The organism is Phyllobacterium calauticae (assembly GCF_019991125.1).
In the GTDB taxonomy this organism is placed as follows: Bacteria; Pseudomonadota; Alphaproteobacteria; order Rhizobiales; family Rhizobiaceae; genus Phyllobacterium; species Phyllobacterium calauticae.
This window is the reverse complement of the sequence record NZ_JAGENB010000001.1, coordinates 1,016,066-1,030,607: the sequence shown is the minus strand read 5'-3', so window position 1 is coordinate 1,030,607 and position 14,542 is coordinate 1,016,066. Positions and strand designations below refer to the sequence as shown.

Annotated in this window: 10 protein-coding genes; 5 read left to right on the top strand and 5 right to left on the bottom strand. The window is 58.1% G+C overall.

Annotation, left to right across the window (positions count from 1 at the left end):
• Positions 1–112 precede the first annotated feature (112 nt).
• Positions 113–3,079 carry a GH92 family glycosyl hydrolase gene (locus J1W56_RS05210; RefSeq protein WP_223612225.1) on the top strand — a complete coding sequence of 989 codons (2,967 nt, stop codon included), beginning with the start codon at positions 113–115 and terminating at the stop codon, positions 3,077–3,079.
• A gap of 59 nt (positions 3,080–3,138) precedes the next feature.
• Here the strand turns inward: J1W56_RS05210 and J1W56_RS05205 are convergent, their stop codons facing one another.
• A complete protein-coding gene (locus tag J1W56_RS05205; RefSeq protein ID WP_223612224.1) occupies positions 3,139–4,767 on the bottom strand; it encodes an alpha-D-glucose phosphate-specific phosphoglucomutase in 1,629 nt (542 codons plus the stop codon).
• A 167-nt stretch (positions 4,768–4,934) separates the two neighbouring features.
• Between J1W56_RS05205 and J1W56_RS05200 the strand changes: the two genes are divergently transcribed.
• Together J1W56_RS05200 and J1W56_RS05195 are read left to right on the top strand one after the other, a co-directional pair.
• Positions 4,935–5,189, top strand: coding sequence for a type II toxin-antitoxin system Phd/YefM family antitoxin (locus J1W56_RS05200; RefSeq protein WP_223612223.1), 255 nt, complete (start codon positions 4,935–4,937; stop codon positions 5,187–5,189).
• Positions 5,189–5,602 (top strand): type II toxin-antitoxin system VapC family toxin, encoded by a 414-nt coding sequence (locus J1W56_RS05195; RefSeq protein WP_223612222.1) that lies wholly within the window; start codon positions 5,189–5,191, stop codon positions 5,600–5,602. Before J1W56_RS05200 ends, J1W56_RS05195 begins: the two co-directional genes overlap by 1 nt.
• Before the next feature lie 49 nt (positions 5,603–5,651).
• Here the strand turns inward: J1W56_RS05195 and J1W56_RS05190 are convergent, their stop codons facing one another.
• Positions 5,652–6,269: a L,D-transpeptidase gene (locus J1W56_RS05190; protein WP_223612221.1), complete on the bottom strand. Its 618-nt coding sequence runs from the start codon at positions 6,267–6,269 to the stop codon at positions 5,652–5,654.
• A 180-nt stretch (positions 6,270–6,449) separates the two neighbouring features.
• Here J1W56_RS05190 and J1W56_RS05185 point away from each other — a divergent pair, with 180 nt between their 5' ends.
• Positions 6,450–6,944 (top strand): MmcB family DNA repair protein, encoded by a 495-nt coding sequence (locus J1W56_RS05185; protein ID WP_223612220.1) that lies wholly within the window; start codon positions 6,450–6,452, stop codon positions 6,942–6,944.
• Position 6,945: 1 nt separating this feature from the next.
• Here J1W56_RS05185 and J1W56_RS05180 read toward each other — a convergent pair whose 3' ends face one another.
• The 3 genes from J1W56_RS05180 to hrpB form a co-directional block, all read right to left on the bottom strand.
• Entirely contained in the window at positions 6,946–7,509 is a 564-nt protein-coding gene (locus J1W56_RS05180) for an ActR/PrrA/RegA family redox response regulator transcription factor (protein WP_105737977.1), read from the bottom strand.
• Positions 7,510–7,577: 68 nt separating this feature from the next.
• Positions 7,578–8,882 carry an ActS/PrrB/RegB family redox-sensitive histidine kinase gene (locus J1W56_RS05175; RefSeq protein ID WP_223612219.1) on the bottom strand — a complete coding sequence of 435 codons (1,305 nt, stop codon included), beginning with the start codon at positions 8,880–8,882 and terminating at the stop codon, positions 7,578–7,580.
• A 63-nt stretch (positions 8,883–8,945) separates the two neighbouring features.
• A complete protein-coding gene (gene hrpB, locus J1W56_RS05170) occupies positions 8,946–11,393 on the bottom strand; it encodes an ATP-dependent helicase HrpB (RefSeq protein ID WP_223612218.1) in 2,448 nt (815 codons plus the stop codon).
• Positions 11,394–11,606: 213 nt separating this feature from the next.
• On the opposite strand from hrpB, the gene J1W56_RS05165 reads away from it, so the two are divergent.
• Positions 11,607–14,510 (top strand): S10 family serine carboxypeptidase-like protein, encoded by a 2,904-nt coding sequence (locus tag J1W56_RS05165; RefSeq protein ID WP_223612217.1) that lies wholly within the window; start codon positions 11,607–11,609, stop codon positions 14,508–14,510.
• Positions 14,511–14,542 lie beyond the last annotated feature (32 nt).

The window sequence follows — 14,542 nt, the reverse complement described above, 5'->3', positions numbered from 1 at the left end:
ACGGTTTGAAAGCGCGGTTGTTGCAATCGCGCACGTGTCAGACGCGACATCCATTTTTCAATTCTTAATTTCAAGCACAAATTTAAAAGCAAAATTCATTTGGGAGGAACCAATGATTTTCAGACGCGTCCTCATCGCCGGACTTGTCGGCAGCGCTATGCTGGCGGGTTGCAATAATGCGGATGACAAGGCTCCGGCAACGCCTGATGCGCAAGGCACCTTTGCGGAAGACATCAGCCCGCTGAACGGCGGCGTGGACCAGGCAACGATCAAGGGCCTTAAAGACACTTTGGACACCCTGCAGGCGAACACCGTCATTCTGCAAGGGGACGCCGTGACCTCGAAAGAGACACTGGTTGCACTCAAGTCCACCATCGAACTTTTGCAAAGCCGGGCCGGCCAGACAGAAGCCTCTGTTGCCGCGTTGACGGAGCTCGGCCCCCGCATCGACAAGCTGGATGCCGGCCTCAAGTCGCTGACGGACAATTTCAAAACTCTGGATGGGCGAACGGCGGCCACACAGGCTGATATGGATACGCTTAAACCATTGCGGGAACAGTTTACGGCACTGAAAGACGATTATGGCAAGGCGATCAAGCTGAAGCTGGAAGCGGCGGCTCTCGCCCCGCTGCTTGCCGACATCGATCTGCTGAAGACCGGCAAGGCTGATGCAGGGAAGCTTGCGGATTTGCAAGTAGAGCTCGACGGCTTGAAGGATGCGGTCGACAAAGCAAAGCTTGGAGCATCTTCAGCCGAAGACTTCAGCAAACGCATCGCCGTGCTGGAAGGGGCACTCGGCGTTCGCGTCGATGCCGCCTTGACACACTATGTCAACCCGCTGATCGGGTCGGGTCAGTCGCCTGCATCGGATGTGCCGGGAGAAACCGAGAGTATGCTGGGCGGCTTTGTCAATCCGGGTGCCAATGTACCTTTCGGCATGGTTTCCTGGGGGCCGGAGACGGATGTGATCAGCGGTGTGTGGTCCCCGCGTGGCTATCACCATGATTCGGACGTGATCCATGGTTTTCCCATGATCAATCTGAGTGGCGTCGGGTGTGGTACATACGCTCCATTCAAGGTTCAGCCCGTGTCCAATGCGTCGGATGGGAATGCCACATTCAGTCATGACAAGGAAACCGTCCATCCGGGCTATTATCAGGTCATGTTTGACAACGGGATCAAAACCGAATTGACAGCAACAACGCGCACCGGATTGGGGCAGTTCACTTTCCCCAAGGATAAGGGGGCTTTGCTGAAGTTTACCAGTCTAAACGACGTGAAGGTAGACGTTGATGCGCGCACGATTTCCGCCAAGACATCAGGCGGCGGGTTTTGCGGCAGCCCGAGCTACAACATCTATTTTTTCGCGCAGTTCGACCAAGCCTTCACCGCCGATAAATCCAGCTCTATTTTGACCTTTACGGCCAAGACGGGGGAGGCAACCACTATCGTTATGAAGGCCGGTGTTTCGTATGTCAGTGTTGCCAATGCCAAGGGCAATCTGGGGGCGGAAAGCGCTGGGCTTTCCTTCGATGAAGCGCGCAAACACGCTGATTCTGACTGGAACAAACGTCTGAATTCCATTCAGGTCACAGGCGGCACCGACGATCAGAAAAAGATATTCTACACCGCGCTCTATCGTTCCTTTTTTGCCCCTTCGGTCTTCAGTGATGTGAATGGTGAATATGTAAGTTTTGACGGCAAGGTAACTGTGGAGAAGGTTGAAAGGGACAGGGTCCATTATACGACGTTCTCCAGCTGGGACTCCTATCGCTCCCTTGCGCCCATGCAGGCTTTGCTCACTCCCAATGAGGCGGCAGACATGGCGCAATCCCTCATTAATGATGCAAAACAATGTGGCGGCGTGTTCCCTATGTGGGTCGAGGGGACATCCAACAGCAACATCATGCCGGGCGACGGTGCTTCCATCATCGTCGCGCAAACCCATGCTTTCGGTGCACAGAACCTTGATACCGCTGCCGCACGCAAGATCATGCTGGACATGGCGAAGGGGGTTAAAACGACGTGCCGGGGTGTAACCACTCTGCCTCATGTGGCTGAATACGATAAACGTGGTTACCTCGGACCCGACGAGGGGCAGCATAAATATGAGAACACGCCGACCTCCAATACACTCGAATATGCCAGCACAGATTTTGCCATCTCCCGCTTTATTGCGAGCCTTGATAAACAAACCAGCCAACTCGTTGCAGGTGGTGGATCGGACGACGCGACCAAACTGCTAGCACGCTCGAACAATTGGACAAACCTGTTCAATCCGGAATGGCGCAAGGTAAACGGCCAACCCTATCCGCAATTGCAACCGCGCAATGCGGATGGCACATGGTCAAAATATACACCAGTTGATAGCAAGACTAATTACCGGGAGGGCAATGCGGAACAATATACGTATATGATGCCTCACAATATCCGAGGGCTCCTGCGTATGCTGGTGAAGGACAAGACCACCAATCCGGATTTGGAAACCGATGCGATTGAGCGTCTCGACACTTTCACAAAATATGTCAATGCTGCCACGAACTCACCCTATCTGTGGGTCGGCAATGAGCCGGGTTTTGCTACGCCCTTCTTTTATAATTGGACGAGCCAACCTTACAAATCGCAGACACTTGTTCGCCGGATTCTTGGCAGAAACTATACGAACGCCCCGTCGGGGCTACCTGGAAATGACGATGAAGGCGCCACCTCCGGCTGGTATGTCTGGGGCGCACTCGGCCTTTATCCGGAAATTCTGGCTGTACCCGGCTTGACCTTGACCAGTCCCATTTTCGAAAAGGCTGTGGTCTGGCGGGGTGACAGGAAGCTGGTCACGATCACAGCGGACAAGCCAGCCTCGACCTATATCCAAAGTGTAAAGCTCGACGGCAAGTCCTATGACAGTACATGGCTGCCGATTGACCCATTTGCCAAACAGCCTGTAACCCTCGACTTTGCTCTTGGTGACAAACCGAGTTGCTGGGCATCAAAGCCGACAACAAACATACCGCCATCCTTCGGCCCGGATGGCAAGGACGTGCCAGTGTTGACGCCAGCGGCGGCATGCAGCCCGCCGCAATAAAGCTTCAGACAACAAAAGGGCCGCAAACGCGGCCCCTTTGTTGTCACCGACTTGGAAAATCAGGTAATCACGCTCGGCTTGTCGCGGCCGGTGCGGGTCTTGATTTCAGTCAGGTCGTCGGCGGCGCGGATGAGATCGGCAAGCGCGCTTTGCGTTTCAAGATCGTGGCGCGCGGCATCGGCCTCGTAGCGTTCGATGTAGAGCCGCAGCGTTGCGCCCGACGTGCCTGTCCCGGAAAGGCGCAGGACAATGCGCGATCCGCCCTCGAAGAGAATGCGGATGCCCTGATGCTCGCTCACCGATTTGTCGACGGGGTCATGATAGGCGAAATCATCGGCCGTGGTGATTGTCAGGCCCTGCACGGTCTTGCCCGCCAGTGTTGGCAGCTTGGCACGCAAGGCGTCGATCAGGCTGTTGGCCGCGCCTGAATCCACTTCCTCGTAATCGTGACGGGTGTAGTAGTTGCGTCCATAGGCGGCCCAATGTTCCCGCGCGATCTGCTGGACGCTCTCCTTGCGCACGGCCAGGATGTTCAGCCAGAGCAGCACAGCCCAGAGGCCATCCTTTTCGCGCACATGGTTGGAGCCGGTGCCGGAGCTTTCCTCGCCGCAGATCGTTGCCATGCCGGCATCGAGCAGGTTGCCGAAGAATTTCCAGCCCGTCGGTGTTTCATACATGCCGATCTTCAGCTTTTCGGCGACGCGGTCGGCCGCGCCGCTGGTCGGCATGGAGCGGGCAATGCCCTTCAACCCGGCCTTGTAGCCCGGTGCGAGATGGGCATTGGCGGCCAGCATCGCCAGCGAGTCGGACGGCGTGACGTAGATGCCCTTGCCGATGATCAGGTTGCGGTCGCCGTCGCCATCGGATGCGGCGCCGAAATCCGGACCGTCCGGCGACATCAGCAGGTCATAGAGATCCTTGGCATAGACGAGATTGGGATCGGGGTGATGCCCGCCGAAATCCTCCAGCGGCACGAAGTTTACGCAGGTTCCATCCGGTGCCCCGAGGCGGTGTTCAAGGATTTCCTTGCCGTAGGGGCCGGTCACCGCATGCATGGAATCGAACCGCAAGGTGAAGCCGGACTTGATCAATGCGCGGATCGCATCGAAGTCGAACAGCGTTTCCATCAGTTCGGCATAGTCCGAGACGGAATCGATGATCTCGACATCCATGCCGGCAAGCTGCTGCTTGCCAACGGTGTCGATGTCGATATCGGCGGCATCCGCGATCAGATAGCGGTCGATGACCTTGGAGCGGGCGAACACCGCTTCGGTGATTTTTTCCGGGGCAGGGCCACCATTGCTGATATTGTACTTGATACCGAAATCTTCGGTCGGCCCGCCGGGGTTGTGGCTGGCGGACAGGATGAGCCCGCCGAACGCCTTGTACTTGCGGATGACATTGGACGCCGCCGGTGTTGAAAGAATGCCGCCCTGGCCGACGAGAACGCGGCCAAACCCGTTGGCAGCGGCCATTTTCACGGCAATCTGCACGACGTCGCGATTGTAATAGCGGCCGTCGCCGCCGATTACCAAGGTCTTGCCCTTGAAACCGTCGAGGGAATCGAAGACCGACTGGATGAAATTCTCGACGTAGTTCGGCTGCTGGAATTCGGGAACCTTCTTGCGCAGGCCGGACGTTCCCGGCTTCTGGTCATCGAACGGCGTGGTGGCAATGGTTTTGAACATGTGGACCTTCCCGGTTATGCGCATCGGCAGCAATCTATGAGCGCCTTGTCGATCAGGTCAACACGGCAAAAATCAGTTCGGCAAATAAATCGGATTGCGGCGGCCGGGATAGGTTTGTCTACGTCGCCGGTTTGTAGTAACATATCTACAATTCAAAGAGGTGCGTGATGGGCATTACAACTGTTTCGAGCAGAGAATTCAATCAGCATGCCAGCGACGTCAAGAAGGCGGCAAACAACGGCCCCGTGTTCATCACGGATCGGGGCAGGCCCGCCCATGTCCTCCTGAGCATGGAAGAATATCTGAAGCTCACCGGGGGACAGGAGAGTCTTGCCGACGTCCTGGCGCAACAGGAACCCTCGGATTTTGATTTCGAAATACCCAGTCTGAATGTCCGGTTTCGTCCGGCTGATCTGTCCTGATGTTTGTTCTGGATACCAATTTCATTTCCGAAATGCGCCGACCGGACAGAGCCGATGCGAACGTCATGGCTTGGGCATCGACCATACCTTTTTCGCATTTTTTCCTATCGGCCATTACGATACTGGAGATTGAACAGGGGCTGCTGCTCGTGGACCGGCGGGATGCGCAACAAGGGGCGATCCTGCGCCTATGGCGGGACAATTGGGTGTTGCCTCGGTTCGAGGGAAGAGTTCTCGCAGTGGATACGGCTGTCGCACAACGCTGCGCGCACCTGCACGTCCCGAACCCTCAAGCGGAGCGCGATGCGCTTATCGCTGCAACGGCCCTGGTCCATGGCATGGTTGTGGTAACCCGCAATATTGCGGATTTTGCATCAACAGGGGTCAAGACCATCAACCCCTGGAGCGTGTGAAAAGGCCGCCGAAGGGGCAGCCTTTTCAAGCAATTCATAAGCCGGAGAATTAGAGAACGACGACCTTCGCACCCACCTCGGCGCGGTTGAAGAGGTCGATGATGTCCTGATTCATCAGGCGGATGCAGCCCGACGACATCGCCTTGCCGATGGACCACCATTCCGGCGTTCCGTGCAGGCGATAGCCGGTATCGCCGCCCTTGTTGAAGAGGTAAAGCGCACGGGCGCCCAGCGGATTCTGCAGGCCCGGGTCCATGCCCTCGCGGAATTCGGCCAGTTCAGGCTTGCGCTTGATCATTTCCTTCGGCGGCGTCCAGGTTGGCCATTCGCGCTTCATGGCTATGCGCGCCGAACCCTGCCATTCAAAGCCCTGCTTGCCGACGCCGATGCCGTAGCGCATGGCGCGTCCGTCGCCGAGGACGAAGTAGAGGAACTTTGCCTTGGTATCGACAACGATCGTCCCTGCGGCTTCACCGCCATCGTAGCGAACTTCCTGACGCAGGAACTGCGGCGGAATCTTGGCGCGGGGAATGGCTGGAAGCACATAACCGGCGTCAGTCACGGAGGAATAGGAGGCAGTGGAATAGTTGAAGCCGATCGTGGAACAGCCCGTCAGAGCAGTTGCACCCATCAGTCCAACTGCAAGGACGATTGTCTTGAGTTGCATAGTCACCCCATCAAGTATTGGCCGAATCTAAGGCGATTCAGTTGTCTTCCCTCATTACTGCCATTATTGTTAATGCTTGATTAACCGTAAAGCGTAGTTTTCTGTTAACCATACTTATCCTCAACCAAGTGGTGCATTTTTGCCGTATGCGGTTGTAGCGATCTCAGCGATACTTGCATCATGCCCCTTGTGATTCCCGGTCAGACCAGCCCGCTCATCGATGGTCGTCAGTCAGAGAACGCCATGCTGGTGCGCCGCGGCGTGCAGCGGCTGTTTCTTGAGCTGGGTCTGGCGGTGATGCCGGAGTTGCCGCTGGCTTCGGGCCGGCGGGCCGACCTCGTTGCCATGTCGCGCACCGGTGAAATCTGGATCGTCGAGATCAAATCATCGATCGAGGACTGGAAGGTCGACAAGAAATGGCCGGATTACCGGGCCCATTGCGACCGGCTGTTCTTTGCCACCCATCCCGGCGTTCCCGCGGATATTTTCCCGCAGGACTGCGGATTTATCCTGTCGGATGGCTATGGCGCGGAAATCCTGCGCGAAGCGCCCGAGCACAAATTGTCCGGGGCGACGCGCAAGGCGATGACCCTGCGCTTTGCGCGGGTGAGCGCGGCGCGGATGACACTGGCCGAATTGTCCGGAATTCACTTGCCCGAAACGGATATGGAATAGTTCAGCGCGGCGCGCGCTTTGCGAGGATGCGTTGCAGGGTGCGCCGGTGCATGTTGAGGCGGCGGGCCGTTTCGGAAACATTGCGGTCGCACATCTCGTAAACGCGCTGGATATGTTCCCAGCGGACGCGATCCGCCGACATCGGGTTTTCCGGCGGGGCAACCTTGGCACCGGACCGGCGGGTCAGCGCGGCAAACACCTCATCGGCATCGGCGGGCTTAGACAGGTAGTCGATGGCACCGAGCTTGACGGCGTTGACCGCTGTCGCAATGTTGCCGTAGCCGGTCAGGACAATGGCGCGGGTGTCTTCGCGGCGAGCCCGGATTGCCTCGATGATATCGAGGCCGTTGCCGTCGCCCAGCCGCATGTCGACCACGGCATAGGCCGGTGCGTGCGTCTTGACGCTGGCAAGTCCCGCCTCGACCGATTCAGCCGTTGCAACGGTGAAACCACGGGATTCCATGGCACGCGCCAGGCGCTGCAAAAAGGGCTTGTCGTCGTCGACCAGCAACAGTGTCCGATCGCCGCCTATGGCCGCAATATCGTCCTGATCCGTGTGTTCCATCAGGGTTTCCTGCTCATTTCTTATAAATATACTCCGTTAATGGTTTGCAATGAACAAAAAGTCAAAGGTTATCCGTTTTGTTCATCAAGTTGATTGCGCGGCCATGTCACGACAACTTCTGCGCCTTGCCCCGGATCATTGCGATTGCGGAAGGTGATGGCCGCACCGGAACGCTCCAGCAATGTTTTGGCGATGAACAGCCCCAGCCCCAGCCCGCCGCCATGTTCATTGGTCTCGCGGTCGCGGCCGGTGGTATAGGGCTCGCCGATTCGGTCGAGAATATCAGCCGGAAAACCTTTGCCGTCATCGGCAACGACGATCTGCACCGTCTTGTCGGTCCAGCCCCAACTGACCTGAATGGTTTCGCGGGCAAAATCCACCGCGTTCTCCACCAGATTGCCGAGGCCGTAAATGATTCCCGGATTGCGGCGGATGACCGGTTCGTTGCCTTCGCCGCGCAGCTTCGTCACCTCGATGCTGATGCCGAAATTGCGGTTGGGCTCGATGACTTCCTCGATCAGCGAGGAAATCTTCAGCCGCGACATATGTTCCTCGCTTTCCGAGGACAGGCTGGTCAGGCGCTTGAGGATTTCCCGGCAGCGATCGGTTTGCGAGCGCAGGAGTTCGATATCCTCGGCAAAGCGATCGTCCTGCGCCAATGCCCGCTGCATTTCCTTGGCAACGAGCGCGATGGTCGCAAGCGGTGTGCCGAGTTCGTGCGCCGCCGCCGCAGCGAGACCATCGAGTGCGGAAAGATGCTGCTCGCGCTGCAGGATCAGTTCGGTCGCGGTGAGCGCATCCGCCAGAAGCCGCGCTTCTTCGGCAACGCGGTAGGCATAGACGGCGGTGAAGACCAGCGCCGAAACAACGGAACACCACACCCCTGCAATCAGCACGAACGGCAGCTGCAATGCCTGGTCGGGGTACCAGGGCAGGGGCAGATGGAAATAGGCGAGAGCGGTCGCGCAGACCGTCACGAGGACACCGAGCGTCACGGTCGATGAGGCGGGCAGCGATGTTGCGGAGATGATGACAGGGACGATCATCAGCACGGCAAAGGGATTCTGCAGCCCGCCGGTCATGTAGAGCAGACCCGCCACCTGCAGGATATCGAAGGCGAGAACCGTGATGGCCGCCCGCGGTTCAAGCCGGTGATTGATCGGGTAGCGGAACGACAGGAGGAGGTTCAGCCATGCCGAGCAGGCAATCAGCGCAAAGCAGATGCTGACCGGGAAGGGAAACTTCAGGTAGAGCGCCACGAAGAGAACTGCGATGCTCTGGCCCGCAACGGCCAGCCAGCGCAGGCGGATCAGCGTCGTCAGCCGCAGCCGCCGCGACAGGTATGAGGAACGTATGCTGAATTCTTGAACCATGGGCGAGCTTTAGAACAAACCCGATGCAAAGGGAATTCTCGTTTTGCATCGTTTGCGGCTCGCCTATGTTCCGCGCGGTTTGGCCCGGGCCGTGGGCAGTGCCTGCGCCGGGTCTTCCGGCCAGACATGCCGGGGATAACGCCCGCGCATGTCGCTGCGCACATCGGCCCACGATCCTTTCCAGAAACCGGGCAGGTCACGGGTGATCTGGATTGGCCGGTGCGCCGGTGAGAGAAGTTCGAGCAGCAGCGGGATTGTGCCGCCGGCAATGGCAGGATGAACCCCGAGCCCGAACAGTTCCTGTACACGTACCGCGAGAACCGGGTCGTCCGCATCGTAGCGGATCGGAATGTTCGAGCCGGTCGGCACCGCGAAATGCGTCGGAGCCAGCGCGTCGATCCGGCGCTGCAGATCATGAGGCACCAGCGCGCGCAGTCCCTCGCTCAGCACATGCGCCGGAATCTGGTTGAGATTGGCGGTTCCCGGCAGGAACGGTAGCAGCCAGTCATCCAGCATGGCAATCAGATCCGCATCCGCCATGGATGGCCATGGAGCGCCGAGGCCCTTGTGCAGCCATGCGAGACGGCGGCGCAGGATCGTCGCTTCCTTCGACCAGGGCAGGATATCGAGACCATGGCTGCGCACCGCCTCGACGACGCCCTGATTGGCCTGGTCGCCGCTGGGGGCGGGCAGGGTCTTTTCCGACAGGGCGATGGCCCCGATACGGGTGGCATCGCGCGCCTGCAGGGCATTGCGGTTTGCGTCGTAGCTGACCTGCCGGCCGCTGACGATGCGATCGCCCAGCGCTTCGCGGATGTCGGCTTCGGTTGTTTCCGCCGCTGCCAGTATCCGGGCCTTGCCGGCTCGACCCGCCAGATCGGCGACGACAAGCCACGGCGCGCGCGCCAGCGAGGTCGCCGCATCCATTTCGCCGCCGCGGCCGTTGGCCAGCGTGAACTGGCCGTTGCCGCGCGCCTTGGCAATCCGGTCGGGATAGGCATCGATCAGCAGGCGCCCGGCACTTTCCGGCTCCATCCCCTGCACAACATCACGTCCGGCCAGCCGCTTTGCCAGCCCGCGCGCCCGCGTTGCCCGCTCGCCGCGTTCGCGCTGAAAACGGCTAAGCCGCACGTCGAGGTCTATGTCATTGCCGCCCAACCCGCGTTCGGTGAGGAGCACGGCGAGGTCCGCCGCGCGCCCGCCCTGTCCGCGTTCCCGCGCCGTCAGCACCATATGGGCAAGCCGGGCCGGCAGGGCGAGTGCGCGCATGGCATGGCCCATCGGGGTGATGCGGTCGCTGTCCAGCGCACCGAGATTTTCCAGCAAGGTCTTGGCTTCCCTGATGGCCGGGGCGGGCGGTGCATCGAGAAAGGCCAGACTGCGCGGATCGGCAACGCCCCAGGCGGCACAATCAAGCACGAGGCCGGTCAAATCAGCCTCGAGAATTTCCGGCGGCGCAAAGGCCTCCAGCGCCGCCGTCTGTTCCGCGCGCCACAGGCGCAGGGCAATGCCCGGTTCCGTGCGTCCGGCACGACCCGCCCGCTGGTCCACTGCCGCCCGCGCCGCCCGCACGGTCTCCAGCCGGGTCAGGCCGGTGGCCGGTTCGAATTTCGGCAGCCGCGCCAGGCCGCTGTCGATGATGACGCGCACGCCGTCGATGGTGATGGATGTCTCGGCAATGGATGTCGCCAGCACCACCTTGCGCCTGCCCTGGGGTGCGGGCCGGATCGCTGCATCCTGGTCGCGGCCTTCGAGCGCACCATAGAGCGGCACGATCATCGTGTCCGCACCCACGCGCCCCTCCAGCGCTTCGGCGGTGCGCTCGATTTCACGCTGTCCGGGAAGAAACGCCAGAATGCTGCCGGTCTCGGTGGCCAGCGTGTCGCGGATTGCCCGCGCCATGGCATCTTCGATCCTCTCGTCCGGCTTGCGCTCGCGATAGCGCGTTTCGATGGGAAAAGAGCGGCCCTTGCTTTCCAGCACCGGCGCATCGCCCAGAAGCTGCGCCACGCGCGCGCCGTCGAGCGTTGCCGACATGACGAGAAGCTTCAGGTCCGGCCGCAGCGCCGCCTGCACGTCGAGTGCCAGCGCCAGGCCGAAATCGGCATCGAGGCTGCGCTCGTGGAATTCGTCGAACAGCACGGCGGCGACACCGGCAAGATCGGGATCGTCGAGGATCATGCGGGCAAACACACCCTCGGTCACCACCAGGACGCGTGTCCTGGCCGAAACCTTGTTTTCCAGCCGCATGCGGTAGCCGACGGTGGCGCCAACCTCCTCACCCAGCAGGCTGGCCATGCGGCTGGCGGCGGCGCGCGCGGCAAGGCGGCGCGGTTCCAAGAGGATGATGGTCCGGTCCCCGCGCCATGGCGCGCCGAGCAGATGCAGTGGAATGAGCGTCGTCTTGCCCGCGCCGGGCGGCGCCACGACAACCGCCGCCGTGCCGCCCGCCAGCGCTTCATCCAGCGCGGGAAAAATCTCGGTGACAGGCAGGAGAGGCAGGTCAGGCACGGCAAAATCCAGTGGTGAAATCTCCTGCCGTTTTGACAAGGTTTGCCGCGCGAAGTCCATTGTTTTCTCTGCGATGGCCGATGGATGCGATCGGTCACCCCCCTTCAGCGTTTCCCAAGTTGTTGAGACTTTCGCTCAATTGACACTGCCTCGCTCCGTTTTGCACCTTGGCCGCTTTCATAAGCACTTTTCAAACTGGGGAATTTTTCACACATGAAATTACGAATTCTCTCGCTTTCGATTCTGGCCGTCTTGGCCGCATGCAACAATTCATCCGACTCTCCGACAACGACCGATCTATCAGGAGGAACGTTCGATTCACCCGTAGAGCGTGTACCAAGCGCTGTGGCCGCACCAACCATTTTGGCCGATGTCGACCGCCCGCTGGAAGACAACACGGTCTATGGCGTCAAGGCTAACGATTCCATTGAACTAAGCCAGGTGAGCGAAGTCACCTCACTCATGCATCATACGATGAAAATCAAGGGCGAAGCTGTGAAATTCACCGCCCGCGCCGGGCATCTGGTGGCTTATAAACCAGCTGTCGATGGAGGTGCCAAGGACCCGCAGGCGGCTATATTCTACACCACCTATACTAGGGATGATCTGCCAAGGGAAAACCGTCCCGTCACCTTCTTTTGGAACGGCGGGCCGGGATCGTCGTCGAAATATCTGCATCTCGGCTCCTGGGCGCCGAAACGCATGGTCATCAACCCGCCAGTCATCCCGCCGGACTATTTCGAGAAAGACCAGCCCACATTCCCGGTCATCGACGATGCGGAGACGCTGCTGGACCAGAGTGACCTTGTTTTCATCGATCCGGTTGGCACCGGCTTTTCCTCCGCTATAGCGCCGCACCGCAATGACGAGTTCTGGGGCATTGACAGCGATCCGAAGCTGCTGCGTGATTTCATCACCCGCTATATCAACACCTATAACCGCCAGAGTTCGCCCAAATATCTCTATGGCGAATCCTATGGCGGCATCCGCACGCCAATCACCGCCCGGCTTCTGCTCGAAGCGGGAACCGCCAACTACCTGCCCGATCCCTCAGGCAAGCCGCCCGTAGTGCTCTCAGGCATTGTCCTGCAATCGCCTCTTCTGGACTACAACAGCGGCTGCGATCCGTATAAAGGTGTATCCTGCGAAGGGCTTTTGCCGACCTATGCGGCAACCGCTGATTATTTCGGTCTGACGTCCGCGCGGGGCAAGCGCCCGTTGGAAGATTTTTTAGCCGAAGTCCGCAAATTCGGGGGAACCTCTTACCGTACCGTGCAACAGACGATCATCAGCAAAATAGCCAACCCGTCGGGCAAGACTCCGCAGCAGGACTACCTTGAGGAATTGGCGAAGCCTGATCCAAATGACTTCAGGCATCTGTCTGAAGAAGCGAAAGAAGAGAAATTGAAGTTCCTTGACGCTCTAGCCCCGACGCCTGCAAAGGCGTTTATTGCCGCAGCGTTGGAGATCAGTTTGGGGGCCCAAGGACAACCGTTGTTTGCGCTTACCAAATCGTGTGCTCAGTCGCAGGCAAAAGGAGCTGCTATAAGTTCATCGCCGACAGCCGCTGCCGTGCCAATACCGCCGATCGAGATTGATGTCGATATATCGAGTTTCAAGCGCGAGCTGCTTTCCGGTAAGGAGTTTGTTCTCCTTAAACAATCATTAATAAAGCCTTCAACAGAAAAATCGGTAAAAAGCGGAGATTTCTTCGATACTTACATTAATACCATAACGAACATTCAACCGTTATTTGGCGATCCATATCTTCAATTGAGATGTATCCAAATAAAGGCCTGGTCTAACTATGTATCATCTCCCGACGGATCCAAGTATTTGAAGGATTTGCACAAGTACACTGGCTTGAATCAACCTGGAGACATCGTGGATAGCCCATGGGTGAAACACCCCAATATGGGTGAATTCACATTTCTCAATCAGCTAATTCCTGGGTACAGTTTCAATGTTTACGACGCGCGCACGGCCGTGCCAGGCATGAACTATGATCCAAGTTTCGCTGACTCAGCTGGTGGCGACGCTGCCATTGCCGACCTGTTGCCTCATTTTGTCGGATATACCAACAAGACAACAAATTACATAGGGTTGAACCATCATATTCTTCAATCCTGGGATTGGACTCCCGATCCGGAGGTGAAATTCAGCACCAGCCGCTTGCGAACGAGTATCCCGGATTTGATCGAAAGTCTGACCCTGCAAAACGACCTGAAGGTACTTGTCCTGCATGGCTATACAGACATAATCACGCCCTTCCATCAGACGGAACTCGATCTGGAAAATGCCGGATTGATGGATCGCGTTCCGGTGAAAACCTTTGAAGGTGGTCACATGACCTACAGCAATGAAGCGTCGCGGGGACCGATCAAGGCTTTATTGGACCAATTCTATTCGGGCAAGATCGGTGGGCCAGTCGAAGGATTTACGCCGAGCCATCCGGTAGCTCCACTGGCCAGCGCTACACCTCCGGCAAGCACGCCTACCGCCACAGCTCCTACGGTAACCACCCCCGCTGCCATCCCAGCTATGGTGGCTAAACTGCTTGCTGAGATGAAGGAAGTTCTTGAAATCGCAGAAAAAGTATCTCCTGAGAAATTGAGCCCAAGCGACGTTGGTACACTGAAGAGATTGAAAAATATGTATGATTTAGTTTCAATTGCACCAGCTTTGCTGAAGAACAAGTCTCCTGATGAGTTGGAGGAAAGCTGTAAGGAATTGGTTGAGGCCAAAACTTATTTGAAGGGCTTGTTGCTTCCCGTTGAAGGACCTCCCGTGGCAACCACTCCTCCAGTCGTCGTGCTTGCAGCCCCTCCTCTGGCAAACCCCGTTATCCCTCCGGCAGCAACTACCCCAACTGCATTGTTAGCGGAGATAAAAGTGCTTATTGACAAGCTAACCCCGCATAAATCGAACCCAGAAGTGGAGTCTTATCTAGAGAAACTAGAAAAGATTTATACTACCGTTACGAAATTGCCAGCCACCCCCGATAACGACCAGATATTTACGGCAACGAAAATAGCGGTCGATAACATAAAAGTGATACTTGCTAAATTTCTTGGCGGGCCTCTACCCGCTACCACTTCGAGCCAATCAGCTCGGTAAAACCAGATGTTAGTGCTCAGAAAAATGGAAAA

Bases quoted from the DNA above. Each gene is read 5' to 3' on its own strand.
- J1W56_RS05210 (WP_223612225.1), top strand. From the start codon at position 113: ATGATTTTCAGACGCGTCCTCATCGCCGGACTTGTCGGCAGCGCTATG.
- J1W56_RS05205 (WP_223612224.1), bottom strand. From the start codon at position 4,767: ATGTTCAAAACCATTGCCACCACGCCGTTCGATGACCAGAAGCCGGGA.
- J1W56_RS05200 (WP_223612223.1), top strand. From the start codon at position 4,935: ATGGGCATTACAACTGTTTCGAGCAGAGAATTCAATCAGCATGCCAGC.
- J1W56_RS05195 (WP_223612222.1), top strand. From the start codon at position 5,189: ATGTTTGTTCTGGATACCAATTTCATTTCCGAAATGCGCCGACCGGAC.
- J1W56_RS05190 (WP_223612221.1), bottom strand. From the start codon at position 6,269: ATGCAACTCAAGACAATCGTCCTTGCAGTTGGACTGATGGGTGCAACT.
- J1W56_RS05185 (WP_223612220.1), top strand. From the start codon at position 6,450: ATGCCCCTTGTGATTCCCGGTCAGACCAGCCCGCTCATCGATGGTCGT.
- J1W56_RS05180 (WP_105737977.1), bottom strand. From the start codon at position 7,509: ATGGAACACACGGATCAGGACGATATTGCGGCCATAGGCGGCGATCGG.
- J1W56_RS05175 (WP_223612219.1), bottom strand. From the start codon at position 8,882: ATGGTTCAAGAATTCAGCATACGTTCCTCATACCTGTCGCGGCGGCTG.
- J1W56_RS05165 (WP_223612217.1), top strand. From the start codon at position 11,607: ATGAAATTACGAATTCTCTCGCTTTCGATTCTGGCCGTCTTGGCCGCA.